Origin of the sequence: Natranaeroarchaeum aerophilus (genome assembly GCF_023638055.1) — an archaeon.
GTDB classification, from domain to species: Archaea; Halobacteriota; Halobacteria; order Halobacteriales; family Natronoarchaeaceae; genus Natranaeroarchaeum; species Natranaeroarchaeum aerophilum.
In genome coordinates this window covers 20,437-46,330 of record NZ_JAKRVY010000005.1, presented here as the reverse complement: position 1 = coordinate 46,330, position 25,894 = coordinate 20,437, and the positions used below count along the sequence as shown (strand labels likewise).

The 25,894-nt window shown below is 61.6% G+C and carries 22 protein-coding genes; 9 read left to right on the top strand and 13 right to left on the bottom strand.

Annotated elements, in window-relative coordinates; all coding sequences use genetic code 11:
* Positions 1–3 precede the first annotated feature (3 nt).
* The 5 genes from AArcSt11_RS10110 to AArcSt11_RS10090 all read right to left on the bottom strand — a co-directional run bounded on the left by AArcSt11_RS10110 (position 4) and on the right by AArcSt11_RS10090 (position 5,467).
* Positions 4–1,053 carry a saccharopine dehydrogenase family protein gene (locus AArcSt11_RS10110; RefSeq protein ID WP_250596807.1) on the bottom strand — a complete coding sequence of 350 codons (1,050 nt, stop codon included), beginning with the start codon at positions 1,051–1,053 and terminating at the stop codon, positions 4–6.
* A 159-nt stretch (positions 1,054–1,212) separates the two neighbouring features.
* Positions 1,213–2,745: a glycerol kinase GlpK gene (gene glpK, locus AArcSt11_RS10105; RefSeq protein WP_250596806.1), complete on the bottom strand. Its 1,533-nt coding sequence runs from the start codon at positions 2,743–2,745 to the stop codon at positions 1,213–1,215.
* Between the two features lie 282 nt (positions 2,746–3,027).
* Positions 3,028–4,569 carry a glycerol kinase GlpK gene (gene glpK, locus AArcSt11_RS10100; protein WP_250596805.1) on the bottom strand — a complete coding sequence of 514 codons (1,542 nt, stop codon included), beginning with the start codon at positions 4,567–4,569 and terminating at the stop codon, positions 3,028–3,030.
* A gap of 265 nt (positions 4,570–4,834) precedes the next feature.
* A complete protein-coding gene (locus tag AArcSt11_RS10095; protein WP_250596804.1) occupies positions 4,835–5,059 on the bottom strand; it encodes a hypothetical protein in 225 nt (74 codons plus the stop codon).
* A 6-nt stretch (positions 5,060–5,065) separates the two neighbouring features.
* Positions 5,066–5,467 carry a hypothetical protein gene (locus AArcSt11_RS10090; protein WP_250596803.1) on the bottom strand — a complete coding sequence of 134 codons (402 nt, stop codon included), beginning with the start codon at positions 5,465–5,467 and terminating at the stop codon, positions 5,066–5,068.
* Positions 5,468–5,624: 157 nt separating this feature from the next.
* Here AArcSt11_RS10090 and AArcSt11_RS10085 point away from each other — a divergent pair, with 157 nt between their 5' ends.
* Entirely contained in the window at positions 5,625–6,173 is a 549-nt protein-coding gene (locus AArcSt11_RS10085) for a universal stress protein (RefSeq protein ID WP_250596802.1), read from the top strand.
* Positions 6,174–6,298: 125 nt separating this feature from the next.
* Here AArcSt11_RS10085 and AArcSt11_RS10080 read toward each other — a convergent pair whose 3' ends face one another.
* Both AArcSt11_RS10080 and glpK (AArcSt11_RS10075) read right to left on the bottom strand, forming a co-directional pair.
* Entirely contained in the window at positions 6,299–7,285 is a 987-nt protein-coding gene (locus tag AArcSt11_RS10080; protein ID WP_353617746.1) for a DUF7973 family transport facilitator, read from the bottom strand.
* A gap of 2 nt (positions 7,286–7,287) precedes the next feature.
* A complete protein-coding gene (glpK, locus tag AArcSt11_RS10075; protein ID WP_250596800.1) occupies positions 7,288–8,829 on the bottom strand; it encodes a glycerol kinase GlpK in 1,542 nt (513 codons plus the stop codon).
* 264 nt (positions 8,830–9,093) lie between these two features.
* Between glpK (AArcSt11_RS10075) and glpA the strand changes: the two genes are divergently transcribed.
* The 4 genes from glpA to AArcSt11_RS10055 are packed head-to-tail and all read left to right on the top strand — an operon-like array spanning position 9,094 to position 14,597.
* A complete protein-coding gene (glpA, locus tag AArcSt11_RS10070; RefSeq protein WP_250596798.1) occupies positions 9,094–10,833 on the top strand; it encodes an anaerobic glycerol-3-phosphate dehydrogenase subunit GlpA in 1,740 nt (579 codons plus the stop codon).
* The gene (gene glpB / locus AArcSt11_RS10065; RefSeq protein WP_250596796.1) at positions 10,823–12,100 is read left to right on the top strand and encodes a glycerol-3-phosphate dehydrogenase subunit GlpB; all 1,278 of its coding nucleotides are present in this window, start codon (positions 10,823–10,825) and stop codon (positions 12,098–12,100) included. Before glpA ends, glpB begins: the two co-directional genes overlap by 11 nt.
* 36 nt (positions 12,101–12,136) lie before the next feature.
* Complete coding sequence (locus AArcSt11_RS10060) at positions 12,137–13,423, top strand: anaerobic glycerol-3-phosphate dehydrogenase subunit C (RefSeq protein ID WP_250596794.1); 1,287 nt, start codon at positions 12,137–12,139, stop codon at positions 13,421–13,423.
* A gap of 28 nt (positions 13,424–13,451) precedes the next feature.
* A complete protein-coding gene (locus AArcSt11_RS10055; protein WP_250596793.1) occupies positions 13,452–14,597 on the top strand; it encodes a Cdc6/Cdc18 family protein in 1,146 nt (381 codons plus the stop codon).
* A gap of 3 nt (positions 14,598–14,600) precedes the next feature.
* On the opposite strand, the gene AArcSt11_RS10050 is transcribed toward AArcSt11_RS10055, so the two are convergent.
* Together AArcSt11_RS10050 and AArcSt11_RS10045 are read right to left on the bottom strand one after the other, a co-directional pair.
* Positions 14,601–15,605, bottom strand: coding sequence for a DUF368 domain-containing protein (locus AArcSt11_RS10050; protein WP_250596791.1), 1,005 nt, complete (start codon positions 15,603–15,605; stop codon positions 14,601–14,603).
* Positions 15,606–15,654: 49 nt separating this feature from the next.
* Complete coding sequence (locus AArcSt11_RS10045) at positions 15,655–18,378, bottom strand: oligosaccharyl transferase, archaeosortase A system-associated (RefSeq protein WP_250596789.1); 2,724 nt, start codon at positions 18,376–18,378, stop codon at positions 15,655–15,657.
* A 140-nt stretch (positions 18,379–18,518) separates the two neighbouring features.
* Between AArcSt11_RS10045 and AArcSt11_RS10040 the strand changes: the two genes are divergently transcribed.
* From AArcSt11_RS10040 to AArcSt11_RS10025, 4 genes are all read left to right on the top strand, one after another.
* A complete protein-coding gene (locus AArcSt11_RS10040) occupies positions 18,519–19,169 on the top strand; it encodes a hypothetical protein (RefSeq protein WP_250596786.1) in 651 nt (216 codons plus the stop codon).
* An 80-nt stretch (positions 19,170–19,249) separates the two neighbouring features.
* Positions 19,250–19,831, top strand: a complete 582-nt coding sequence (locus tag AArcSt11_RS10035) for a hypothetical protein (protein ID WP_250596784.1) — start codon at positions 19,250–19,252, stop codon at positions 19,829–19,831.
* A gap of 24 nt (positions 19,832–19,855) precedes the next feature.
* Positions 19,856–20,635: an HAD-IIA family hydrolase gene (locus tag AArcSt11_RS10030; protein ID WP_250596782.1), complete on the top strand. Its 780-nt coding sequence runs from the start codon at positions 19,856–19,858 to the stop codon at positions 20,633–20,635.
* Positions 20,636–20,756: 121 nt separating this feature from the next.
* Positions 20,757–20,981 carry a DUF8119 family protein gene (locus AArcSt11_RS10025; protein WP_250596781.1) on the top strand — a complete coding sequence of 75 codons (225 nt, stop codon included), beginning with the start codon at positions 20,757–20,759 and terminating at the stop codon, positions 20,979–20,981.
* 66 nt (positions 20,982–21,047) lie between these two features.
* Here the strand turns inward: AArcSt11_RS10025 and AArcSt11_RS10020 are convergent, their stop codons facing one another.
* From AArcSt11_RS10020 to acs, 4 genes are all read right to left on the bottom strand, one after another.
* A complete protein-coding gene (locus AArcSt11_RS10020; protein WP_250596780.1) occupies positions 21,048–21,506 on the bottom strand; it encodes a universal stress protein in 459 nt (152 codons plus the stop codon).
* Positions 21,507–21,508: 2 nt separating this feature from the next.
* Positions 21,509–23,194 carry a VC_2705 family sodium/solute symporter gene (locus tag AArcSt11_RS10015; RefSeq protein ID WP_250596779.1) on the bottom strand — a complete coding sequence of 562 codons (1,686 nt, stop codon included), beginning with the start codon at positions 23,192–23,194 and terminating at the stop codon, positions 21,509–21,511.
* Positions 23,191–23,640 carry a DUF4212 domain-containing protein gene (locus AArcSt11_RS10010; protein ID WP_250596777.1) on the bottom strand — a complete coding sequence of 150 codons (450 nt, stop codon included), beginning with the start codon at positions 23,638–23,640 and terminating at the stop codon, positions 23,191–23,193. The genes AArcSt11_RS10015 and AArcSt11_RS10010 overlap by 4 nt, the downstream gene beginning before the upstream one ends.
* 95 nt (positions 23,641–23,735) lie before the next feature.
* Entirely contained in the window at positions 23,736–25,721 is a 1,986-nt protein-coding gene (gene acs / locus AArcSt11_RS10005; protein WP_250596772.1) for an acetate--CoA ligase, read from the bottom strand.
* Between the last annotated feature and the right edge of the window lie 173 nt (positions 25,722–25,894).

Sequence of the window (25,894 nt, the reverse complement as noted above, 5' to 3'; positions counted from 1 at the left end):
TTCTCACTCCACGCGCTCGATGCCCTCGAACTCGGTCGCAAAGTCGGCTCCAAACGCCGTCGCCGGGGTCTGAAACCCGCTCGAAATGTCGTCTTCGAGGAGACGTCTCGCCGCCTCGACTGTCGTCAGCTTCGTCGTCTCGTACGGATCGGGCGTCCGGAGCCGTCCAGTAGCGCTCTCGCCCGCATCATTCGTGACTCGCCCCCAGACACGACAGACGTTCTCGGCGCGCTGTTGCGGGGACGGCCCGGAGATCGCCAGTTCGACCACCCCCTTGAGAAGTCGCTGGACCGGCTCGGTCCGCAGCAGGGCACCGAGCGGGCGCGTCCGTTGCATCGCGGTGATCGCTGGCTCCGGCACCGCGGTGTACACCTCGATATCGCCGATCCCGGTCGAGTGGAACGCGGTGACGACATCGCCCCACGGGATCGTTATCGCCGATTCGGGACCGTCACCGAAGTCGATCTCGCGGGAGTTCCACGCCGCAGGGACGTCTTCGAGTCGTCCATCGCGCCGGACCGCACCGGGCGAGCCGAGTCCCTCGACGAGCGATTTTGCAGTACCCTGTGAGATGGTCGTCCCGCCGTCGATGGCGAGTTCGAGCCGTGTCGCGTCGGGCAGGTCGGACGCCAGAGTCGCGGCCAGACAGTCAGTCGGAACGACGTCGAAGCCAACCGCCGGAAGCAGCGTGATGTCCGCCTGCTCGGCGTCCCGGTCACGCTCGGCGATGCGTTCGATGACCCGATATTCACCAGTGACATCGAGGTAGTGTGTTTCGGTCGCGAGACACGCCGAGACGAGTGGATCTGCCGTCGCGGAGAACGGCCCGGCACAGTTCAACAGGACATCGATATCGGCCAGCTGGTCGGCGATGACGGTTGGGTGTTCGAGGCTGAACACGCGATGGCTGCAGCCCAGTTCGTCGGCCTGTCGTTCGACCGGTTCGGCCCGACGTCCGGCGAGGATCGGATCGAGTCCCCTGGAGAGAGCGTGGTCGACGACCAGCGAGCCGGTGTAGCCGTACGAGCCGTAGACGAGGAGGTTGGCGCTCATACTCGTACGTGGCGACAGACGGACAAAAAACGGGGTGTCGAATCGGGGGGTAGACCGACAGCGGGACCCAGACGCTGATTTCGAAGCCACCGACGATAGCGATCGGTGCGATAATCAGGCGGTGATGGAGAATACATCGGGGGTTGGCCCCGAAGCGGTTCACTCTCCCGACCAGTCGAGCGACCGCTCGACCGCATCCGACCACTGCTCGTACCGGCGGTCCACACGTTCGGCTTCCATCTCGGGCTCGAACTGTCGGTCCACCTGCCAGTTCGTGGTGAGTTCGTCCAGATCCGACCAGTAGCCCACGGCGAGACCGGCCGCGTAGGCTGACCCCAGAGCAGTCGTCTCGTCGACCTGTGGTCGGACGATTCCCGAGCCGATGATATCGGACTGCAGTTGACAGAGAAAGTTATTTTTCACCGCGCCGCCGTCGACACGGAGAGCACCCATGTCGATGCCGCTGTCGGCCTCCATGGCTTCGGCCACGTCGCGTGTCTGGTACGCGATGGCTTCCAGCGTTGCCCGCACAATGTGTTCACGTCGCGTTCCCCTGGTTAGTCCGACCAGGGTTCCACGTGCACGCTGGTCCCAGTGGGGCGCGCCGAGTCCAGTGAACGCAGGAACAAAGTAGACGCCGTCCGTCGAGTCGACGCTCCGTGCGAGCTTTTCAGTCTCGGCCGGGGCGTCGATAATCGTCATATCTTCGAGCCACTCGATCGCCGCACCGGTGATGAAGATCGACCCTTCCAGCGCGTACTGGACGGGTTCGCCCGAGCGCTGGAAGCCAACTGTCGTCAGCAGACCGTTGTCGCTGGTGACGGCCTCGTTGCCCGTGTTCATCAGGAAGAAACTACCCGTCCCGTAGGTGTTTTTCGCATCACCCGCATCGAAGCAGGTCTGCCCGAACAGCGCGGCCTGCTGGTCGCCAAGTGCGCCCGCGACCGGAATCTCCTCGCCGAGGAAGCCGTCCGGATCGGTGTAGCCGTAGTAGTTCTCGTCGCTGGACGGGCGGACTTCCGGTAGCATCTCCTCTGGAACGCGGAACTCCTCGCAGAGTTCGTCATCCCACTCCATCTCGTGGATGTTGAACAGCATCGTCCGCGAGGCGTTGGTCACATCCGTGATGTGGTTACCCGTCAGGTTGTAGATCAGCCAGGAATCGATCGTCCCGAACAGAACCTCGCCCTCGCTCGCGCGCTCGCGAACGTCGGCGGGGCGTGCGCGCTGGGTTTTGATCGGATCGGCGTTGTTGAGCAGCCATTCGGCCTTCGTCGCCGAAAAGTATGCGTCGGGTTCGAGACCGGTTTTATCCAGTATGTCGCCGGCTTTGCCTTCCTCTTGCAGCGTCTCGATCCGGCTGGTCGTCCGGCGGTCCTGCCAGACCAGTGCGTTGTGCAGCGGCCGCCCGGTGTCGGCGTCCCACAGCAGTGTCGTCTCGCGCTGGTTGGTTACGCCGATCGCTTCGAGCTGGTCCGCAGAGAGGTTTGCAGCGCCAAGGGCCCGTTCCGTAACCGCTTTCGTGTTCTCCCAGATCTCGTTGGGGTCGTGCTCGACCCACCCCGGCTCCGGATAGTGCTGTTCGTGTTTCTCGTAGGCGTTCGCCACGACCTGCCCGCTGTGGTCGAACACCATAAAGCGTGTTCCTGTCGTTCCCTGGTCGACTGCGCCAACATAGGTGTTGTCTGTCATGGTTTCGTGTTCCGGGATCCCCCCAGTTCGGATAGCGAGGTCAAATACGGTCAGCCGCCAGCGATTCCTTGCTAGAAAATTTCCAGTATCAGTGATAAATGTTCCCCCGAGTCCCAGATACGTTGCCAGTAAAGGGACTCCAGAGGCTACGAACGGACGGCATCACCGGAGCAGGGTAGAGAGACTCTCGACAGATGAAACGACGTTATCGGCCCTCACTAAGTTCATACTGTCGGAGGCTCTCGTTCCTGTATACTTGCGACAAAAATAAGCTACGGAGAATTACTCGTCAGAGTCGCGGGCCCAGTCACGGGAGCGATCAACGGCATCGGACCAGCGACTGTACAGTTTGTTCGCCTCCTCGTTCGACATTTCGGGCTCGAACTCGCGGTCGATCTGCCAGTTCGCGGTGAGTTCGTCCAGATCCGACCAGTAGCCGACGGCGAGGCCAGCGGCGTACGCCGAACCGAGTGCGGTCGTCTCGTCGACCTCCGGACGCGCGATGTCCGTGTCGATAATATCGGACTGGAGCTGACAGAGGTAGTTGTTCTTGACCGCACCACCATCGACACGCAGTGTCTGCATGTCGATGCCGCTGTCGGCCTCCATTGCCTCTGCCACGTCGCGGGTCTGGTACGCGATCGATTCCAGCGTCGCCCGCACGATATGCTCGCGTCGGGTCCCGCGGGTCATGCCGACGATCGTCCCGCGTGCACGCTGATCCCAGTGGGGTGCACCGAGTCCAGTGAACGCGGGAACGAAGTAGACGCCGTCCGTCGAGTCCACGCTGCGTGCGAGCTCTTCGGTTTCAGCAGCGTCCTCGATGAGCTGCATGTCTTCGAGCCACTCGATCGCCGCGCCAGTGATGAAGATCGACCCTTCCAGTGCGTACTGGACGGGGTCGCCCGAGCGCTGGAAGCCGACCGTCGTCAGCAGGCCATGTTCGCTCGTGACGGCCTCGTCACCCGTGTTCATCAGGAAGAAACTCCCCGTCCCATAGGTGTTTTTGGCATCGCCAGCCTCGAAGCAGGTCTGCCCGAACAGCGCCGCTTGCTGATCACCAAGGGCACCTGCGACCGGTACCTCGGTACCGAGGAACCCGTCGGCGTCGGTACTGCCGTAGGTCTCCTCGTCGCTAGAGGGACGGACCTCCGGTAGCATCTCTCTGGGGACGCGAAACTCCTCACAGAGTTCGTCATCCCAGTCCATCTCGTGGATGTTGAACAGCATCGTCCGCGATGCGTTCGTCACGTCCGTGATGTGGTTGCCAGTCAGGTTGTAGATGACCCAGGTGTCGATCGTGCCAAAAAGCACGTCGCCCTCTGCGGCGCGCTCCCGGACATCGGCGGGGCGGGCCCGCTGGGTCTTGATCGGGTCGGCGTTGTCCAGCAACCACTCGGCCTTCGTCGCCGAAAAGTACGCGTCCGGCTCCAGTCCCGTTTTGGCCTGCACGTCGTCGGCCTTGTCCTCTTCTTGCAGCGTCTCGATGCGGTCGGTCGTTCGGCGGTCCTGCCAGACCAGTGCGTTGTGGAGCGGTCGACCCGTATCGGCGTCCCACAGCAGCGTCGTCTCGCGCTGGTTCGTCACGCCAATGGCTTCGAGCTGGTCCGCGGTGATGCCCGCATCCGAAAGCGCCTGATTGGTGACGTCTCTGGTGTTCTCCCAGATCTCTCGGGGGTCGTGCTCGACCCAGCCCGGTTCCGGATAGATCTGTTCGTGTTTCTCGTAGGCGTTGGCCACGATCTGTCCGCTGTGGTCGAACACGATGAACCGTGTTCCTGTGGTTCCCTGGTCGACAGCGCCCACATAAGTATTGTCTGTCATAGGTGAATAACTGGTCCCGCCGGTGTATGACACGCATCGGTAAGTACTCCCGGCGAGGTCCTAATAATAGATGACGCCAGTATTCATAATAAACGTACCACACAGATGGACTCGTCCAGAATACGGCAGTCAGGACTCGTCACTGCACTTCCCGGCGGGCTGAAGCGCTGGCGTTTGGTATGGATCAGCCACCAACGACTGAAGCCGTGGACTTGTGCGCTGTTCCGTGCTGAATCCACCGTATTCCACGTCGACCGGGCTGGAGTCACCAGTGATCAGGCTTGTACGCGTTGATGATGACCGTGACGACGACAAAAACGACACCTGCGATCAACCCACCGACAAGGGCGGTCAGCAGTCTGGTCGTGACAGACCCATCGATGAACGCAAAGAATAACATCGACATTACTGCGACAGTGAGAGCCAGATTCCGATAGTCGCGTCGCTCGAGTCCGAGGTGGTCGGATCCGTCAATCAATTGGTTTGTCATCGACGGTCACCGCCGAGGGAGCATTCCACGAAGCGGCATGAACCCGATAACGGCAAGGAAACAGCCAGTGAGGAGGCTGATATTCAGATCGGTGGTAACGAGCATCGTTACGAACCCGCCGAGCGATCCGAGAAGCAACGCCCCCCCAACCGCGCCATGGTGAAAGTCGTCCGCAGTCGGGTGGTCGGCGAGCGATTGGCGCTCGTCGGCGGGAACGGCCATACTGACGTAGTACGGGAGCAGAAACTGGATACTGATACCGACACCAGCGGCGACGATCGCACTAAATTCCGCGTGCATCGTCAGCAGAAGACTCGCCGTAAAGAACACCACCGTAACCAGCGTCGAGACCACCCAGCTCCACTTATCGGCGATTTTGACCCGGTTTGAGAACTTGTATTCCGACATGGACTGGTATTGCTCACGAACGTATATAATTATATCTGAGTCTCCACGGCCGATTCACCGTGTTTTGCTATCTGCGCGAAACCCTGAATGAGCCCATAAAGATATGTTTGTTTGGAATGAACGTTATATATGCCCGAGTGGCTAATCGGGAGAGATTATGTACAACGCAATTCTGTACCCGACTGACGGGAGTGAAGGCGCAGATGCCGCCACCAGTCACGTCCGCAATCTGGCTGAAACGTACGATGCAACGGTGCACGTCCTGCACGTCGCCGACTCGTCGTATCTCGGCTACGAGAGCGAGAACGGCCCGACCGGAATGATCGGCAGCCCCGAACCCGACGTAACGTCGGGAATGGCCGGCGAGAAGACCGATCCGGATCGACACGAACGGGGGCGGGCAGCGATGGCTGGAAGGGATCCAACGGAGCTTCAGGATGCCCACCGGGAGCGGTGCGAGGAAGTCGTTTCCGAGGCAGCCGAACAATTTGAGGGACTTGCAGTCGAGTCGGCAGTTCGTGTTGGGAAACCCCACCAAGTGATCGTCGGCTACGCGGACAACAACGATATCGACCTCGTCGTCATGGGGACTCACGGGCGATCGGGGATCGACCGATATCTGCTCGGTAGCGTGACCGAGAAAGTGCTCCGTACGTCCGATGTTCCAGTCGTCACCGTTCGACGCAACCACGACGAAGACGACTGATCGCCTTTTTTTCAAGACATCGGCACGGTAGCCCCACTCGAACAGAGCATAGTGACAGTGACCACACTCAAAAGAGATGAATGAGCTGCTACGATGCGGTCACACTGAAAAAACTGGTGTGGACCTTATGCTCCCAGGTCCAGTCCAATGATCGACTCGGGGAACGCCCAGAACGCGGCGAAGTCCCCAAAGATGAGCGCCAGGATCGTCAGGAGGAACCCGGACGCAGCGATACCGAACGCTGGCGGGTCAACGTGAGTCGAACCGTGGACGTAGAACACACGGGCACAGACCTCACCCGAGAGCGCCCCGAAGATGCCGAGTCCGGCTGCCGCGAGCATGGCGACTTCCGGACCGGCCAGTCCACCAGCAGCTACACCGAACGCCCCGGCTGCCCCGGGAAGTGTCATGTGGTGGGTAACCGGGAAGTCCGGAACCCCACAGTTGAGGAATACCAGACTGGCCGCGCTGATACCGAAGACGAGCACGACGCTACCCGTTTCGAGGTAAACGAACCCACCGACGAGACCCGCGATGAGACCGATCATCGTGACCCCGCCCCATTTGTACATGTGCGGTAGCCAGAGTCCCGGTGCTTCCTCTTCGTCTCGTTCGGCGGGGCTCATGTCGAAGATGCCGTCGCCGGTGATCTCCCCGATGATGCTGTAGCCGAAGACGACCCGGTGAATCAGCGCGGAGAGGAACACCATCAGGGCGATGTTATCAGTCGGCGAGCCGACGTAGTTCAGCATCTGCTCACCAGCAAAGCCGATTACGCCAAACAGACCACCAACAAGGAGTACATCGACATTGTGCGTTCCTAACCCGTCGACGATGTTTTTCCCATCGTCAAGGTACCCTTGCTTTGCAGCGTACGCAGCTGCTGCGGCACCGGCCGCGAAGCCGATGTGCGGACCAAAGACTGGACCGAACCCGATTGAGCCGGTGATTACACCCTCTGCACCTGCGGCAGCGGCCGCTTCCCCGGCAATGACCATGAAGCCGGTGAAGACGAATGCCGGAAGGGCACCGATCGAGGCTGCGAAGGCACCGCCTGCGAACGCCGCCATCCAGAAGACCGGATCCCCCAGTAGCGTTGCTTCGAGTACCACGTTCAGTCACCACCGTCACGGGCCCAGTCACGGGAGCGGTCGATGGCGTCGGACCAGCGGCTGTACAGTTTGTCCGCCTCCTCGTTCGACATCTCGGGCTCGAACTCTCGGTCGATCTGCCAGTTCGCGGTGAGTTCGTCGAGGTCAGACCAGTAGCCGACCGCGAGACCGGCCGCGTAGGCCGAGCCAAGCGCCGTCGTCTCGTCGACCTCCGGACGTGCGATATCCGTGTCGATGATGTCGGACTGGAGCTGACAGAGGTAGTTGTTCTTGACTGCACCGCCGTCGACACGCAGCGTCTGCATGTCGATCCCGCTGTCGGCCTCCATCGCTTCGGCGACGTCGCGGGTCTGATACGCGATGGATTCGAGGGTTGCCCGCACGATGTGCTCGCGTCGGGTCCCACGCGTCATGCCGACGATCGTCCCGCGTGCACGCTGGTCCCAGTGTGGCGCACCGAGTCCAGTAAACGCGGGAACGAAGTAGACGCCGTCCGTCGAGTCGACGCTGCGCGCGAGCTCCTCGGTCTCGGCGGCGTCCTCGATGAGATCCATATCGTTGAGCCACTCGATCGCCGCGCCGGTGATGAAGATCGATCCTTCGAGCGCGTACTGGACCTCCTCACCCGAGCGCTGGAAGCCAACAGTCGTCAACAGGCCGTTTTCACTGGTGACGGCCTCGTTGCCCGTGTTCATCAGGAAGAAGCTCCCTGTTCCGTAGGTGTTCTTTGCATCGCCAGCCTCGAAACACGTCTGGCCGAACAGGGCCGCCTGCTGGTCCCCGAGCGCACCGGCGACAGGGACTTCCGCGTTCAGGAAGCCATCGGAGTCGGTCGAGCCGTACGTCTTCTCGTCGCTGGAGGGACGGACCTCCGGCAGCATCTCCTTGGGCACGCGGAACTCCTCACAGAGTTCGTCGTCCCACTCCATCTCGTGGATGTCAAACAGCATCGTCCGCGATGCGTTCGAGACATCGGTGATGTGGTTGCCAGTCAGGTTGTAGATGACCCACGTGTCGATCGTGCCAAAGAGCACGTCGCCCTCTGCGGCGCGTTCGCGAACGTCGGCGGGGCGGGCGCGCTGGGTCTTGATCGGGTCAGCGTTGTCCAGCAACCATTCGGCTTTCGTCGCGGAGAAATACGCATCGGGTTCGAGACCGGTTTTGGCCTGTACGTCGTCCGCTTTACCTTCCTCTTGCAGCGTCTCGATTCGGTCGGTCGTCCGGCGGTCCTGCCAGACCAGTGCGTTGTGGAGCGGCCGACCCGTATCGGCGTCCCACAGCAGCGTCGTCTCGCGCTGGTTCGTCACGCCGATCGCTTCCAGCTGGTCCGGGGTCAGGCCAGCATCGTTGAGTGCGTCCTGAATGACCTGTTTCGTGTTCTCCCAGATCTCGCGGGGGTCGTGCTCGACCCAGCCCGGCTCCGGGTAGATCTGTTCGTGTTTCTCGTAGGCGTTCGCCACTACCTGCCCGCTGTGGTCGAACACCATGAAGCGCGTTCCTGTCGTTCCCTGGTCGACTGCGCCGACGTAGGTGTCTTGTGTCATGGTTTCGGTTGGTTTCGTCCGAATTCGGTTGTTTGCGGTGTCCGTTCCCACGGCACTTTACTCGTAGCGCCGTGATATCAGTAAACAACAAGTACATTCATTATAAATGTTTCCACTCGACGCCACCAATTGCCGTGAATTGGGGCGTTTCCGCCAATAAAACCCGTCATATCTACGAAGAAATAGGTATTCACATGTTCTTTATCGTTGGTTCGAAAACAGCGGTAAAGTAAAGTAACAACAGTACCACGATTCAGAGGACAGATGGAATCCAGTACCGGGGTCCTCGTCATCGGCGGTGGGTCGACCGGCACCGGCATCGCGCGCGACCTCGCGATGCGAGGTGTCGACGTCACACTCGTCGAGAAGGGGAACCTTACGCACGGAACGACGGGCCGGATGCACGGCCTGCTCCACAGCGGCGGACGGTACGCCGTCTCGGATCAGGAAAGCGCCAAGGAGTGCATCATCGAGAACAGGATCCTTCGGGATATCGCAAGCCACTGCGTCGAAATGACGGGCGGTCTATTCGTCCAGCGTCCACAGGACTCGGACGAGTATTTCCAGAAGAAGCTGGAAGGCTGTCGGGAGTGTGATATCCCTGCAGAAGTACTTTCCCCCGAAGAGGCCAGAGAGGTCGAGCCGTATCTGGCCACAGATATCGAGCGCGCAATCAAGGTGCCCGACGGGGCGATCGATCCGTTCCGCCTGTGTGTCGCCAACGCCGTCAGTACCGAAAATCACGGGGGACGCATCGAGACACACGCACCGGTCACCGATGTACTCCTCGAAGATGGGGAAGTCGTCGGGGTCGAGGTGACTCACGAGAGTGGTCCGGGCAAGCGCGTGCACGGAAACGAAGGACAGACAGAGAAGATCTACGCGGACCACGTCGTCAACGCCGCCGGAGCGTGGACTGGTCGGATCGGCGATATGGCGGGCGTCGATATCGAGGTCCGCCCCTCCAAGGGGGTGATGACCGTGATGAACGCACGGCAGGTCGATACGGTCATCAACCGCTGTAAGCCGAAAGGTGACGCGGATATTATCGTTCCACACGAGACGGCCGCTATCCTCGGCACGACGGATGAAGAGGTGGAGGATCCCGAGGACTACGCCGAAGAACAGTGGGAAGTCGACCTGATGATCGAAGAGCTCAAAGAACTCGTGCCGATTTTAGACGAGTCGCGAACGCTCCGTTCGTTCTGGGGCGTCCGTCCGCTGTACGAGCCGCCGGACACGGGGACCGAAGACGCAACCGATATCACGCGACAGTTCTTCCTGCTCGACCACGACGACCGGGACGACCTCCCGGGAATGACGACGATCGTTGGCGGGAAGTTTACCACCTATCGGATGATGGCAGAGCAGCTCTCGGACCACGTCTGTGAGCGCCTCGGCATCGATGCCGAGTGCCGAACCGCTGAGGTTCCGCTGCCCGGCAGCGAGAATACGGGGGTACTCGACGATGCGATGGACCAGTTCGGCCTCCGGTCCCCGATCGCGCGCCGGAGCAAGCAGCGGCTTGGCAGTCGTACCGAGGAGGTACTCGATGTGGATGGGCCAAACCCCGTCGTCTGCCAGTGTGAGGGAGTTACTCGTGCGGAACTTGTGGATGCGATCGATCAGTCCGGCACGGATCTCAACGCGGTTCGGCTCCGAACACGAGCATCGATGGGGAACTGTCAGGGCGGCTTCTGTTCCCGTGCAATGGCTGACCTGTTACACCCCGAGTACGAGGAAGCGATCGCCAGAGAGGCATACGACGAACTGTTCCAGGAGCGCTGGAAAGGCGAGCGACACGCACTCTGGGGTGAACAGCTCTCGCAGGCGATGCTGAACTACGCGCTGCACGCGACGACGCTCAACGCCGATTCCGATCCAGCGCGACTCGGGCAGGATGTCGATTTCGCGGCGTTCGATGGCGGTGAGTCCGCCAGCGCCGAGCGTACAGGAACCGGAGCTGACGCCGTTGCGACTGACGGAGGACACGATGGCGATTGAAGACGACGTGCTGGTGATCGGCGGCGGCCTCGCCGGCATCGCCGCCGCGGTCGGTGCACACGAACAGGGTGCCCGGGTCCGGCTCGTCTCCCACAAGCAGTCCACGATGCGACAGGCCAGCGGACTGATCGACCTGCTCGGCTACACACCGGATGGGGATGGACCCGTCGTCGATCCGTTCGAGGCGATCGCAGAGTTGCCCGAAGGGCACCCCTACGAACGGGCCGGACTCGACGCCGTCAGAGCAGGAATAGACATGTTCGACGACGCCACTGGGGAGATGTACGCTGGCAGTCATACCGACAAGAACGCGCTCGTCCCGACCCATGGCGGAGCGATCAAACCGACTGCACGGTATCCGGATAGTGCAGCGCCCGGGATCGCAAGCGCGAACGGTGATACGCTGTTTGTCGGATTCGACTCGATGATCGAGTTCGACGCCCCGGTCGCCGCGGACCATCTTGCGGCGACGGGCGTCCCGTACGAGACCGATGGCGTCACCATCGAGTTCCCTGGCAACCTTCGTGACGACGCCAAGGTGACTCGCTTTGCCCATCTACTCGATCGCGACGACGAGGTCGCTGTCGACGGCACGACGATGCCAGTTCGGACCGCCCTCGCAGAGCGTGTGAAAGAACACGCCGACGGCCACGAGCGGATCGGCTTCCCCGCGGTACTTGGCGACGATCACGCGACCGAGGTTCGTGCCGAACTGGCAGACCGACTCGGTGCCTCAGTCTTCGAGGTGCCGATGGGGCCACCAAGCCTTCCCGGACTCCGACTCGAAGACCGGCTGTACGAGTACCTTCACGAGATCGGCGTTCGCGTGTCGACTGGCAACCCGATCGTCGACGTCGAACAGGTCAACGGCGAGATCGATCGTGTCGTTGGCGACCATACCGGTCGGGAAGTGCCGTACAAGGCCCAGCAGTATATCCTCGCGACGGGTGGCCTGGTCGGGAAAGGCATCGACTCGGATCGGGAGGGTGTGTACGAACCCGTCTTCAACTGTCACGTCCCCCATCCAGCCGATCGATACGACTGGTTCGAGGACGGTGCGTTCGACGATCACGAGTTCGCCCGCTTTGGCGTCCCGGTCGATACCGAACTCCGACCGATCGATGCAGACGACGCCCCCGAATACGAGAACCTCCGGGCAGCGGGCAGTGTCCTCGGGGGCTATGACTTCCCGAGCGAGAAATCCGGCTCCGGCGTCTCCCTGGCGACAGGATACGCGGCAGGTGAACTGGCAGGTGATCGAGTATGAATGACGTGTGCGACCCTGACGACGAGGTGAGTTCCAATGAGTGATTCCCAGCAACCCAGTGATTTCGAACCGGTAGATGTGTTCGCGGAAACGGACGGGATGGATCTCCGTCCCGGCTCCGACGACTGTTACAAGTGCTCGACCTGCGATACGAACTGTCCGGTCGCGGAAGTCGACGACGATTTCCCCGGCCCCAAGTTCCAGGGTCCCGAACAGTGGCGGCTCAAACGAAAGGACGATTACGATATCGACGACTCGATCACGGACTGTTCGAACTGTCTCCGGTGTGATACCTCCTGTCCATCCGAGGTCCCGTTGAGTCAGATGCACAACACGGCACGGAGCCAGTACGTCGACAACCAGATGAGCAAGCTCTCGGTGGAGTATATCCGGAACCGTATCCTGTCGAACTACCGGACCTCCGCCTATCTTGCGAGTCTGTTCCCCCGGACGGCGACCTTCGTGATGAACTTCGGTCCGGTCCGGTGGGTCATGGAAAAGGGGCTTGGAATCCCGAGCGAACGCGATTTCCCCGAATTCGCGACGACGACCTTCCGTCAGTGGTGGAAACAACGCGGCGGTGCACAGGTCCAGAACCCCGACAAGCGCGTCGCGTACTTCCATGGCTGTTACTCGAACTACAACACCCCAGAAGTCGCAAAAGCGCTCGTACACGTCTACGAGGAGCTGGGCTACGAGATCATGGTTCCCGAACAGAAGTGTTCGGGGACGCCGATGTTCGCTAACGGGATGTTGAGCGACGCACGACGGCACGCGGAGACGAACGTCGAGAGTCTGACGGCAGCGATCGAGGACGGAGCAGACATTATCGCCTCCTGTACCTCCTGTTCGCTGGCGCTCCGCCAGGAGTACCCGGAACTGTTCGACATCGACGGGATCGAGGACGTCTCGAATCACACCTACGACGCGCTGGAGTACCTGCGAATCTACGAGGATCTCGAAGCCGAACTCGAGGGCGCGAAAGTCGACTTCCCCGATCTGGCATATCACGCACCGTGTCACTCGCGGAATCAGGGTCTCGACGGGCAAGCGCTCGAGTTGATCGAGAACATCGACGGCGTCATGGCCGAAGACGTTGGTGACTCCTGTTCGGGTATCTCCGGCACCTACGGCTGGAAAACGGAACACTACGAGGTGTCGATGGAGATCGGTGAAGAGATGTTCGAGCACATGGAACATGCCGAAGGTGACGTCGGCATGACCGAATGTCCAACCTGCGCGATGCAGATGGAACACGGGACGGGCTACGAGATCAAACATCCACTGGAGGTACTCGAAGCCGCACTGGTCTCGGAAGAATAATGAGTACCCCACAGTTAGGTGACAGTCAATGGATCTGAGCGAACGGATCGCCCGTCGCCAGCAGACGACCGCGGCGCAGTCGGTTATCACCCAGGAGAGTGCGCTGAATCCAGCCGTACACCTCCCGGAGCCGATTGGTCGTGGGGCGATACTGGAGCGACTGCTCGATGCGCTCGGTCCTGTCTTCGAGGGGTCGATCCCTGAAAACGTCGCAGTCTGTGGTCCAGGTGGTGCGGGTAAATCGGCAATTGTCACCTCACTGTTTTCACATCTGAACGAGAGCTTCACCGAAACGAGCGGATCGATCGGAACGACGACCCGGTCGGGCTCTGCTGCCCCAGCCGCGCAGTTCGCGTATGTCAACACCAGACAGATCGACAGTGCGTTCCAGTTCTATCACGCGATCCTTGATACGGTTTCGTCGGAACCAGTCCCCCGCCGCGGAATCGGAACCGACGAACTCGCGGAGCGTCTCGAAGCGACGATACAGGGCACTCGGCCGGTCGTCATCGCAGTCGACCACATCGAGGAGGGAGGGCTATCGGTCGACGAAGCGACCGAGCTTCTCGAACCGGTCGAGGCGTCAGTGTGTCTCCTTGTGATCCACAACGATGGGATCAGCGACTGGTCAGGAGAGGTCGTCGACGTCCCACGCTACCAGACGCACGCGCTGGTCGATCTGCTCGCCGAACGGGCTTCCTACGGACTGGCGAGTGGGACCGTCTCTCACGAAGTCGCCCGCGAGGTTGCAAGCTGGGCGGACGGGGACGCACACGACGCTCTCGCCGCGCTGTTTGGTGCTGCGATTCACGCTCAGGAGAGCGAACACGACCACATCACGTCCGACGACGTCACCGCCGGTATGGAGGCGGTACCGGAGGACTGCATCCAGATCGGACGCGTGCTCGCCCTGCCGGATAACCGTCGGAACGTACTGCTCGAACTGCTCTCGGTCGGGCCGGAAGCGGCGACGATCAGCGAAGTCGCGGCTGAGATCGGCCGCCGGATCGATCTCTCGCCGAACACCGTCCAGCGGTTCGTCTACGAACTGGCGGAGACGGGAATTCTCGAACGGACCGTCATCAACAGGAGCAGTTCCGACGGACGGCGTCCAACCACTGTCGTCCCACGGTTCCCGACGCTCGTGTTCCAGCGTCTCGAAGCCAGGCGGTAGCGATTACCCTCTTTCGGCAGTCGGTTCGCGGGTACCATCAGGTGTCTCTGACTCGGCGTACTCCAGGTCGTCAGTGAACCGATCCAGCGCGAGCACTGCTGCCGCCCCGAGGATCACAGCGAAAAGTATCGGCACGAGCGGTTCTACGATGTTTGTTGTGACTGACTCCGTCGTGACAGTTACTGAAACGTTTGCTGTGACCTGCTGGGCCGGAAGCAACAGTCCCCCGATCATGAGCGCAACGAGGAAGGCAAGCGTTTCGGCTCGATGGCGTTCGAGCGCACGCTTGACGAGGTGTGCAACCGTAAGCAGTCCGACGACTGCGCCGGTCAGGAAGGTGACGACGACCGTCCCTGTCGCGAGCACCTCCGTGATACTGCCCCCCGAAAGCACGCCAACCAGCGCGTCGACGAACCCGTTGAGCGCGTCGAGCATGAAGTAGTACTGTCCGAGCACGAGCAGAAAAAAGGCCCCGGACACGCCGGGCAACACCATCGCACTGACGGCGATGGCTCCGGCGACGAAGACGACCGGAAGCGCGTGAGAGACCGAGCCTGCAGTGACGAGCGTCACGCCCCCAGCGATCAGGACACCTGCGGTCATGATCGGGATGGATCGACGGCGAGGGAGTCGGATCTGGTCGGCGAGAACGACCGCTGACGCGCCGATCAGGCCGAAGAAAAACGCGGCTGTCGCCGCGGGATACGTCTCGGCGACTGTCCCCACGACGCGCGAGACGGCGAGGACGGCGGTTCCGATTCCCGCCCCGAGCGCCAGCAGAAAGCCGAGATCCACCCGGTCGACCCCATCGACGAACGATGTGCGTGCCGCGGGGTCGTGGGGGCGGACCGCATAGGTAACCAGCCGTGGATCGAGCGTCGTAATCGCGGTGACGAGCCGTTCGTAAATTCCGGTTATTAGCGCGATTGTCCCGCCCGAGACACCCGGGACCATATCCGCAACACCCATCGCGAACCCCTTGAAGTAGATCGGTAGCCACTCGCGCATCTACTCCTAACAAGAGGGAGTGGCGTAAAAACGGTTGGCGTCGGGCTGCTCAGCCCTGCTCGAACTCGACCGGGCGCTCGTCGCCGTCGTAGATTGCGGGTTCTGGCACGTCAGTGCTGCCGGTCACGCGAACGTCCTCATCAAACGCCGACAGATCGATCTGTCCGCCGTCGATCGGAGCCTCGGCAACCGCCTCGGCGGAGACGTCCTCTCCCGCAATCACGGTGTACTCGTCGGTCGCCGTCACCGCGCTATCGGTGTAACCATCCTCCGTGTCGAGCTGGTTGTCCGTCGCGTAAGGGACCGTCACCTCGAACGAGCCGTCCTCGTCAGCCTCGACGGACTGGGTGTAAGTGAACGGCCGATCGCTGTTTGCCTCAAGCGGTACTGCCACGACAACGGTCTCACCCGGTTCCGCGTCACCAGTGATCGTCGCCCCTTCGACGCGCTCGTATGTTTTGACCGAGGAGACGATTTGAGTATCCTCTCCGACCTCGTAGCCAAGCTGTGCCAGCTGTTGTTCTATTTGGGGTACTTGCTCCCAGCTAGGTGCCCACGCAGGAATTTCGGCCCACACGGCCTCGTCATCACCACTGGGAACCACACCGACGGCCGAGAACGACTCGCTCTCGTGGACGAGTCGGTAGCCCTCCATCCCCTGAGCGTCGTCGTAGTACAGCGAGCCGAGCATCGAGTCGTAGTACTCATCGCTGGCGACCTGCACGCTGCCGCCGTCCACGTCGGGGGCTGCTGCCCACTGCGTAATCGCGCCGAACTTGCTGCCCGCCATCTGATCGTCGATCGTAACGTACCGGACGTCCTCGCCAGTTTCCTGGTCGGTCCGGTCGTCCCGGATCTCGCGGAGCTCGTCGTCGTCCATCTCGGCAATCGTCCCGTCGTGACGCTCGGAAGCGGGCAGCGCCTCTACCAACAGGTCCGCGCGCTCCTCGGACTGTGCCTGGAAGAACCCGCTGGCGGTATCAGTGCCCTGCTGGAACGGGTTCGCAGTCGGTATTCGCTCGCCCTCGACAGTGATCCAGTGACCGTAGTCCCACCACGACATCACGCCGTACGCACCGTCCGGATACTCGAAGTCGTCGGTCCGATCGTAGGTTCCGTAGTACTCCATCTCCTCGTCGGCGTCACCGAAGGTCCCCGGCTCGGGCGTATCGCCCTCCATCCAGTCGAACGTATCGTCCCAGTATTCGACCGCGCCGGGATGTTGTTGATTCGCCTGCCCCACTGCCGAGAGGCCGAGTGCGCCCGTGGCAAGCGGAAAGACGATCACGAGTACGATAGTGACGATTGCAATCACCTGATACGTTTCGACATCGGAGAGCTGATCAGTAGACGGAATTTCAAGGAGCGTGAACGCCTGAACCAGAATCCAGCCGTTCAGGACGGCGACGGCGACGGCGAGGTAGTAGTGATACCGGATCTGCGTCAGCGCCATCAGTGTCAGGAAGATCGTCCAGACCACGACAAGGAGGACCTCCGCGCGAAACCGGCTGGCATCCAGCAGTTGCCAGACCATCCAGACGAGCGCGATGATGGCGAAAATATAGGTGAATGCGTAATTGTCGATCAGATACCCGCTTGCGCCGCCAGGCTGTTCCGCGGTCGGCTGGGCCTCGCTGATCGTCAACGCGGTATCGGACTGCCCGAGCAGGAGCTGGCTCTGGACCTGGCTCCAGACGGTGTCGAACAGGCTCGGTAACGCAACGGCGACCACTGCGACCGCGAGAACGACCAGCCCACCCACCGCGATGGGGTAGCCTGTCGTATTGATCTCGCGTGTATCCCACTGCCGGGCGAGCCACGCCATGAAGACACAGCCAGCGGCAACCGACAGCGCAACGACCGGCTGCAGCAACGACATCGTCGACGGGCTCGTGATCGCGAACTCGTCGACGGCCGGAAGGGAGAGAACAGCCCCAACAGTGAGACTCACCGCGCCGACGATAGCGATGTGTTCGGGGCTACGACCCTGCACGTACTCGATACACAGGGCGACCGCGAAAAACGCGCCGAGGATGCCGATCAGGATAACCGCAGGGGGCCAGGTCCAGAGATACACCGCCAGAGAGAACCCGGCCAGACCGCTCCATTTGAGTGTGGTATCGAGTCCGTCCCAGTCCCGATCCAGGAACTGCTCGTAGACCGGTTTCTCTCGCTCGGCGACAGTCAACGCGATCATCATCGCGAGGATGGTCGTCGCCTGAAACAGCACTTCCGCGACGTGATGATCGGTAAAGCCCACGGTGCTGCGTGTGAGGAACATGCCGGGCAGTAGCGCCAGAATGAGGACGGCAAACACCCCGCCGAGACGTCCCGAAAGACGCTTCGCGATGAAATACGTCGGCAGCGCACAGAGGACGCCGAAGACAGCCGGTGCAAGCACGAAGACGATGCCCGCCTGACGCTCGGTCGGACTGCCGAGACCGACGATCAGGATCGCGGTTGCGATCAACTGGTCAAACAGCGTCCCGAACTGATCCGCGCTCGTCCCGAACGGGAACCGCGTCCACGGGTCAAACGGCATCGTCATCGGATAGTTTTCGACGACGTACATCGTCTCACGGAAGTGATAGTACGCGTCGTTACCGCTGAAATAGACCTGATCGTCGCGGACGAAGTTCCCGTACGGCTGTATCCGGACCAGGAACATGAACAGCAACAACACCCCCAACGCCGGGACGTGATACCACTGCTGGAGAAGCTCCTCGGCTGACTCCGAATCGCCGAGGTTGAACCGATCGGTGTCGAGACTCATTGTCAACGACCAGTCCGAACCGAAGAATAAACCTTGTTATCTGGCCGGCGAGTGGAAACTCGACACCCCCTCACCGTTAGTTTTATCTACATACTGTTTGTTTAGAAACATTAGCAAGAACCGAACGGTCAACTGATAGCATGCCCACCAACCGCCGCCGCCTCCTGAAAAAAGCAGGTCTGTACGGTACCGGAACCGTCGTCGGCCTTGCAGCACTGCCCTCTCGAACACCGCGTGTGCAAGCGCCCGACAACGATTTCCCACACCCAGAAACGCTCCCGGACGTCGCCAGCGACGGAGAAACGCCGATCGAAGAAGAAACGACACCGTTCGCCGTCTGGCACTACAAACACGAGCGCTCGGGGTTCCGGGCGACGGCTCCGATCAACGTCGTCTTTACGCTGGATGGAACTGATTCGGACATAGAGGATGTCATGTCGGTACTCGACGAGGTTGGCTGGTACCGCTCGCCCGAGGAGTATACCAGATACGCCTGGAACTACTACGAGGACAGATACGAGGTTCAGCACGCGACCGCCGCCGAAACCCTGTTTGGCAACGTCGGGAGACATCACGTCCGGTGCTGGCAGTTCGGAAACATCGTGTCGATGCAGGCCCACGAGGACTCTCCAGGATTCCCGAGACACACAATCGAGTCCTACGAAAGCACTCGAACACTCATCGAACAGCTCTACGGCGTCAGAGGATGGTCCGTCGCGTCGGCAGAGCTTGAGTTCGGTAATGACCAGGATCCGGACCACGACGGGCGGGTGACGGTGATCTCACCGTGACGGGGACAGGCACATCCGGAACCACCCGGGGAGTTCCGAGACGACTGTACCGAGGGCTCAACCACGCGGTATTCGGTGCCTTGGTTCGCCGAACGCTTGTCGGCCTCTCGATCGTCGTCGCGTTCCTTTCGATCGTCGCTATTGGTGAACTGTTCGTCCGACTGCTTGGGAGTGGGATTTCGTACTGGTGGCTCACGGAAGCAGTCGAGTTCATTCGCTGGCTGACTATCGTCGTCGCCGTCCTCTCGACGTTCGCGATCGCGGTTGCCTACGCCCTGTTCAACGGCGGCGTCGTGACGACGTATGCGATCGCCGTCTCGCCGATTCTTGCTGGCCTTGCGACACGGGGCCACTGGGCGCTCGGCGTCGACGCGACGCTGGCGCTTTCCTGTGGGGCGATCGCTGCGACCGTCGCGCTCTACGTAACTGGCTACCGAACAACCGGAACGGTCCGTCCGTCCCGGTTCGAGGGCGTCGAGGACGGACTGTTATTCACGTCGAGCGTTACCGTGATCAGCATGGTCGCGCTCTGGCGGTTCGTCACGACGACGACGGCGGAGTTTACGACGATCACACTCGTCCAGCCAGCGCTCGCGATGACGGTCGCCGCACTCGGCTACTACTGGTACCGCTGGGCGGCAGCGAGTGAGCGCGGGAGTTAACAGTAGTGGCCCCGTACTGCGACTATGAGCGATTTTCGCGCGGTTATCGTCGACGTCGACGGAACAGTCGTCCTCGGTGACGATCCGATCCCGGGTGCGCCAGACGGGGTACAGCGGCTCCGAGATGCCGGTCTCGACCTCCTCTTTCTCTCGAACAACCCGACCAGACGCCGGGCGCAGTACGTCGAACGACTGACACCACACGGAATTGACGTCGATCCGGACCGGACACTCACCGCAGCCTCAGTGACCGGCGAGTACCTCGCGGCCGAGCATCCCAACGACGACCTGTTCGTGATCGGGTCGCCGGGACTGCTGGATGGGCTACGCGACCGGGGACTGACCGTCGACGCGACGCCGGCCGACGCGGACGTCGTCGTGGGATCGATGGACCGATCGTTCGATTACGAGACGATGACTCGGGCGATGTGGGCGCTCGACGACGGGACGACCTTTCTCGGGACCGATCCCGACATGACGATTCCGACTGCGGAGCGGGCCGAACCGGGGACGGGTGCAATCCTGCACGCACTCGGCGGGGTCACCGGACGGGAGCCGGACCGGATCCTCGGCAAGCCCTCGCGTACCGCTGCGGAGGCAGCACTGGATCGGCTTGACGTGCCCGCCGAAGACGTACTGGTGATCGGCGACCGTCTCGACACCGACATCGAACTCGGCCGCCGGGCCGGAATGACGACAGCCGTCGTCCTGTCGGGGATCACTGATCGGAGCGATCTCGACGCCGCGGAGTACGCTCCCGACCACGTGCTCGACTCGCTGGCTGATGTCGACGAGTTGCTCTGATCGATCGTCGGATCGATGACGCGCAGGTCGATAAGAATCGAGCCACGGGACTTTTGAGTCGTACCTGCAAACGAGAACGCATGCGATATATCGGACCACGACGAACCTGGGGGATACGGCTGTGACGGGCGTTCGCGAGTGGATCGAACGGGCGCGGAGCGAGCGGTGGGGTATTCTTGTCGACCTCCTCTTTGCGATCCTCTGGGTGACGGCAGTCGACGTGTTCTTTCAGTTCGTCGATGGCCCGACCTGGGCGTATTACCTGTTCATGCTCACCGGGATCGCAGTGTATTTCGGACTGCTCTGGAACTTCGAACTCGCACAGCGGCTCCAGCAGGAAAAGTGACCTGTCGCGGCTGAGGTTCGAGCGGCAAAAAAGCGATCGTTGAGCGAGTGCGAAATCGCGACGGGACTACTCCGCTCGCGCGTCAACGACGAGTACGGGGATACGGGTCTCCCGGAGCGTCCGTTCGGTGACGCTTCCCAGTAGCGCGCGTTTGACGCCGGAGCGCCCCTGCGATCCCATCACCACGAGATCGATATCGTTGTTTGTGGCGTACTTCGCGATCATCGAATGGGGTTTCCCCGCGGCGACGTGCTCGACTGCATCGATGCCCCGTGCTTCCGCGCGGTCGGTGACCGCGTCGATCGCTGACTCGGCCCGTTCGCGCAGTTCGTCCATCTCGCGCCACTGCCCCGACTGGATCCGGTCGACCTGCTCCGGGCCCAGCGTGATACTCAGGTGTCCCACGTCGACGACGTACAGCGCGTGTATCGTTGCGCCGTACGTCTCCGCGAGGTCGAGCGCGTGATCGACTGCGATCTCTGCGGTGTCGCTACCGTCCGTCGGAACGAGGATGGTGTCGTACATTGTTATTCCTCCGTGTGGCCGCCGTCAGTGGCGACGACGTCCTCCGCGGTCTGTTGTTGGCCCATCGGCTCGGGGCTGTGACACTGCCGGACGACCTGTTTGGTCTCCATCGGCGGTTCGTCGGTCGCCATCGAGACGCCGATGGTGACCGCAAAGACGATCGGGACCGCGATCAGCGCCGAACCGATCGCGGGAACCCACTGCTGCAGCAGCGGGAAGAACGCACCGTCGACACTCGCGAGGTACACCGGGACCACCTCGTTGATCATCGGGATCGTCCAGATAACAAGTCCGGTGGTCATCCCGGCGAGCGCGCCCTGCCGGTTCGTGTTCTCCCACCAGAGTCCGAGGAAGAACATCGGGAACAACACGGCACCGGCGAGCGCGAAGGCGTAGGAGACGAGCGCAGCGATCGGTGCGGCGGGATCGAGTGCAGCGAGGGTCGTCAGGACGCCCAGCAGGACGATCGAAAGTCGCCCGACGAGCACCTGCTCGCGCTGGGTCGCCTCGGGGTTGATGATGTTGGTGTAAATGTCGTGGGAGATCGCCGAGGAGCCGGCGATGAACAGACCGGCAGTCGTTGCAATTGCCGCGGCGATACCGCCCGCGGCGACGAGCCCGACGAGCCACTGTGGCATCCCGGCGAGCTGTGTCGCCAGGACGACGATGACGTCACCTGCCGCCTCAGTCATCCCGGGGTCGCCGTACACAGCACCGACGTTGTCCCCGTACAGCGAGGTGCCGAACGCGGCGAAGGCCGGCGCGCTCAGGTACAGCACGCAGATGAAAAACAGGCCCCAGACGCAGGACCAGCGGGCCGTCTTCTCGCTTTCGACCGTGTAAAAGCGCACCAGCACGTGAGGGAGACCGCAGGTGCCGACGATGAGCGAGAACGCGGTCGCGATCCACAGGTAGTAGCTCTCGTTGACGAACGGCTCGCTGAACTCCGCAGCGAGGTCATCGAGGAGCAGGCCGTACTCGATCTGTGGTGCGATCGTCGAAAAGCCCTGCGAGTACCCGACTGCATACAGTCCGGCGAGAAAGGCGACGATGAGAATCGTGTACTGGACGGCCATGTTCTTTGTCGCGCCTAACATTCCCGAGAGCGTCAGGTAACCGACTGTGATCGTCATCATGATAACGACCATTGCCTGATAGCCTGATAGCCCAAGAACGCCGAGGTCGCCGAAGATGTACAGGCCGACCAGCCCCATTCCACGGGCCTGCCCGATGGCGTACACGAAGCCGATCAGGAACGTGGTTACGGCGGCAATCGCCCGCGCCGCGTCGGAGTTGAACCGGTCGCCGACGAAGTCCGGTGCGGTGTACTTGCCGAATCGTCGCATCTGGGAGGCCATGAAGATGAGCAGGATGAAGTAGCCCGTCGTCCAGCCGACGACGAAGGCGAGGCCGTAAAAGCCCGACAGCGCGATGAGCGCTGCCATGCCGAGATACGAGGCCGCCGACATCCAGTTCGCGCCGATCGCCATCCCGTTCTCGAGGTTCCCGATCGATCGGCCCGCAACCCACATGTCCTCGGTATCGGCGACGCGGAAGACGAAGCCGATCGCGAGGAACAGAAGTAGCATCGAGACGACAATGATCGAAGGGACGGTCTTGAACGAGACGTTCAACCCCTCCGGGAGCAGTTCGCCCGTCGCCATGATCGTCGTCGACAGGTCAGTCATTCGTCGTCCCCTCCATCAGCCACTGCTGTAGCCGTCTCGCTGTCGGTGTCGATCGGTCCCGAGTGATCGATCCCGTACTTCTCGTCGAGTCGGTCACGTCTGCGGGCGTACCAGACGGACAAAAGGACCGCGCCACCGGGTGCACCGATAGCGACAAGGAAGTAGTGGAGCGGGAACCCGATCACGGGCATCGCGGTCGTCATCGCCTCCGGCGCGAGATACGTTAGCGTTACCGGTCCAAATACGATCAGGAACCACGCCACGAAGCCGGTCCAGACCACCCGGAGGTGATCGCGCATGAACGGCGTGCTCGGCTTCAGCAGGTTCACTTCGCTCTCCAGGTATTCAGTTTCCCGATGCTTCTCGGCCGCCCCCGTCGCTACGCCGCCATCCGCCTCGATCGACTGGGGCTCGGTATCCGTATCGTCAGTGTGTTGTTCTGTCATGCGTGATAATTTCTTGCACTGTAGCCGATCGCCAGTTCGTTTCTGTGCTGTTCAGTTCAAACTCGTCTCGAAAAGACGAGACGTGAACTCGACCCCTAGTCGCTCCGAACCTGCTGTTGGATGTCCTCGACGACGTCCGGATTTCTGAGCGTGGACGTGTTCCCCAGCTCGTTCCCGTTTGCGATGTCTTCGAGCAGTCGGCGCATGATCTTGCCCGAACGTGTTTTGGGGAGTTCCGGCGTGAAGACGATCTCCTCTGGGCGAGCAAAGGGCCCGATCGCCTCCTCGACACCGTCGATCACTCGGTCGTGTAGATCCTCGTCGCCGCCGCTCTCGTCTTCGGTGATCGCGTAGACGTACACCGCCTCGCCTTTGACCTCGTGTGAGCCACCGACGACAGCCGCTTCCGCGACACCCTCGACACCGACGACCGCACTCTCGATCTCCATGGTGCCGAGGCGGTGTCCGGAGACGTTGATGACGTCGTCGATCCGACCGAGGACGGTGATGTAGCCGTCATCGTCGATCTTCGCGCCGTCCTCGGGGAAGTACACCCACTCGTCCTCCTCGGGATTGGAGTAGGCCTCCCAGTACTCCTGGATGAACCGCTCGTCGTTTTTGTACACCGTCCGAAGCATTCCGGGCCACGGTCGCTGGATCGTCAGGTGACCGGCACGGCCCGGTTCGACTTCCGACTTGTCGGGGGCGATGACCTTCGCGTCGATCCCTGGCAGGGCCGGCCCCGCCGATCCGGGCTTCATGTTGTTGATCCCCGGCAGCGTGGTGATCATCATGCCGCCAGTCTCGGTCTGCCACCAGGTGTCGACGATCGGGCAGGACTCGTTGCCGATATGTTTGTAGTACCACTTCCACGCTCGCGGATTGATCGGTTCACCGACGGTGCCGAGCAGGCGCAGACTCGAGAGATCACGGGTTGCGGGATACTCCTCGCCCCATTTCATGAACGCACGGATCGCAGTGGGCGCGGTGTAGAAGATGTCGACGGCGTTTTTTTCGACGATCTCCCAGAGACGGTCCTTGTCGGGGTAGTCCGGCGTCCCCTCGTACATCATCGTCGTCGAGCCGAGCGCGAGCGGCCCGTAGACGATGTAGGAGTGGCCCGTGATCCAGCCGATGTCGGCCGCACACCAGTACGTATCCTCGGGTTTGACGTCGAGGACCGACTGGGTCGTCCACGCCGCGTAGGACAGATAGCCGCCGGTCGTGTGTTTCGCGCCTTTCGGCTTGCCGGTCGTTCCCGAGGTGTACATGAGAAAGAGCATGTCCTCGGCATCCCGCGAGACCGGCTCGACGCGTTCGCCCTCCTGTGCAGCGACAAGCTCGGCGTAGTCGTGCTGGTTCTCGGCAAGCTGGTGGGGCAGTTCGTCGCCGAGTCGGTCGACAACGACCACGTCCTCGACGTCGTGCTCGACGCCGGCCAGCCCGTTGTTGGCCTTCTCGATGTGATCGAGCGCGTCGCCACGGCGGTAGTAGCCGTCACACGTGATCAGGTACTCCGAGTCGGCGGCGTTCATGCGCGTGGCGAGCGCGTCGGCCGAGAATCCGGCAAAGACCACCGAGTGTGGCGCGCCGATCCGGGCGCAGGCAAGCATCGCGATCGGCAGTTCGGGGATCATCGGGAGGTGAAGCGTCACGACGTCGTCCTCCTCGACACCGAGTTCCCGGAGCGCGGCGGCGAACTCGTTTACCTCGCGATAGAGATCCTGATACGTGTACGTGCGCGTTTCTCCGGCTTCACCTTCCCACTTGATCGCAGCGTGGTTCTTCCGCCCCGACTCGACGTGGCGGTCGACGCAGTTGTACGCCGCGTTGAGTTCCCCGTCGACGAACCACTCGTAGAACGGCGCGTCGGAGTCATCGAGTACCGCGTCCCACTCCTGGTCCCAGTCGAGCAGGTCGGCCGCCCGCTCCCAGGACTGGGGCCACTCCTCCTCGAACTCCTCGTAGATCCCCGGGTCCGAAACGTTCGCCTGCTCGACGAACTCCTCGGGTGGTTCGAACTCTTCTTGCTCGGCGAGCTGTGCTTCCAGTTGTACATCAAGGTCTTCCTCCTCACCCATGGTATGAACCACCAGTGTACAAGGACTGTAGTAAACCCCGTCTCTAGATGTGCAAAATAGATAACGAATCATCATGAACTACGACAGATTTCGGCGTGGAACGCCAGGGTCGGTACGGAGTATATAGTTCAAATCATGGGATTCGTGCTGAATACTACCACGCGACCGAGCAG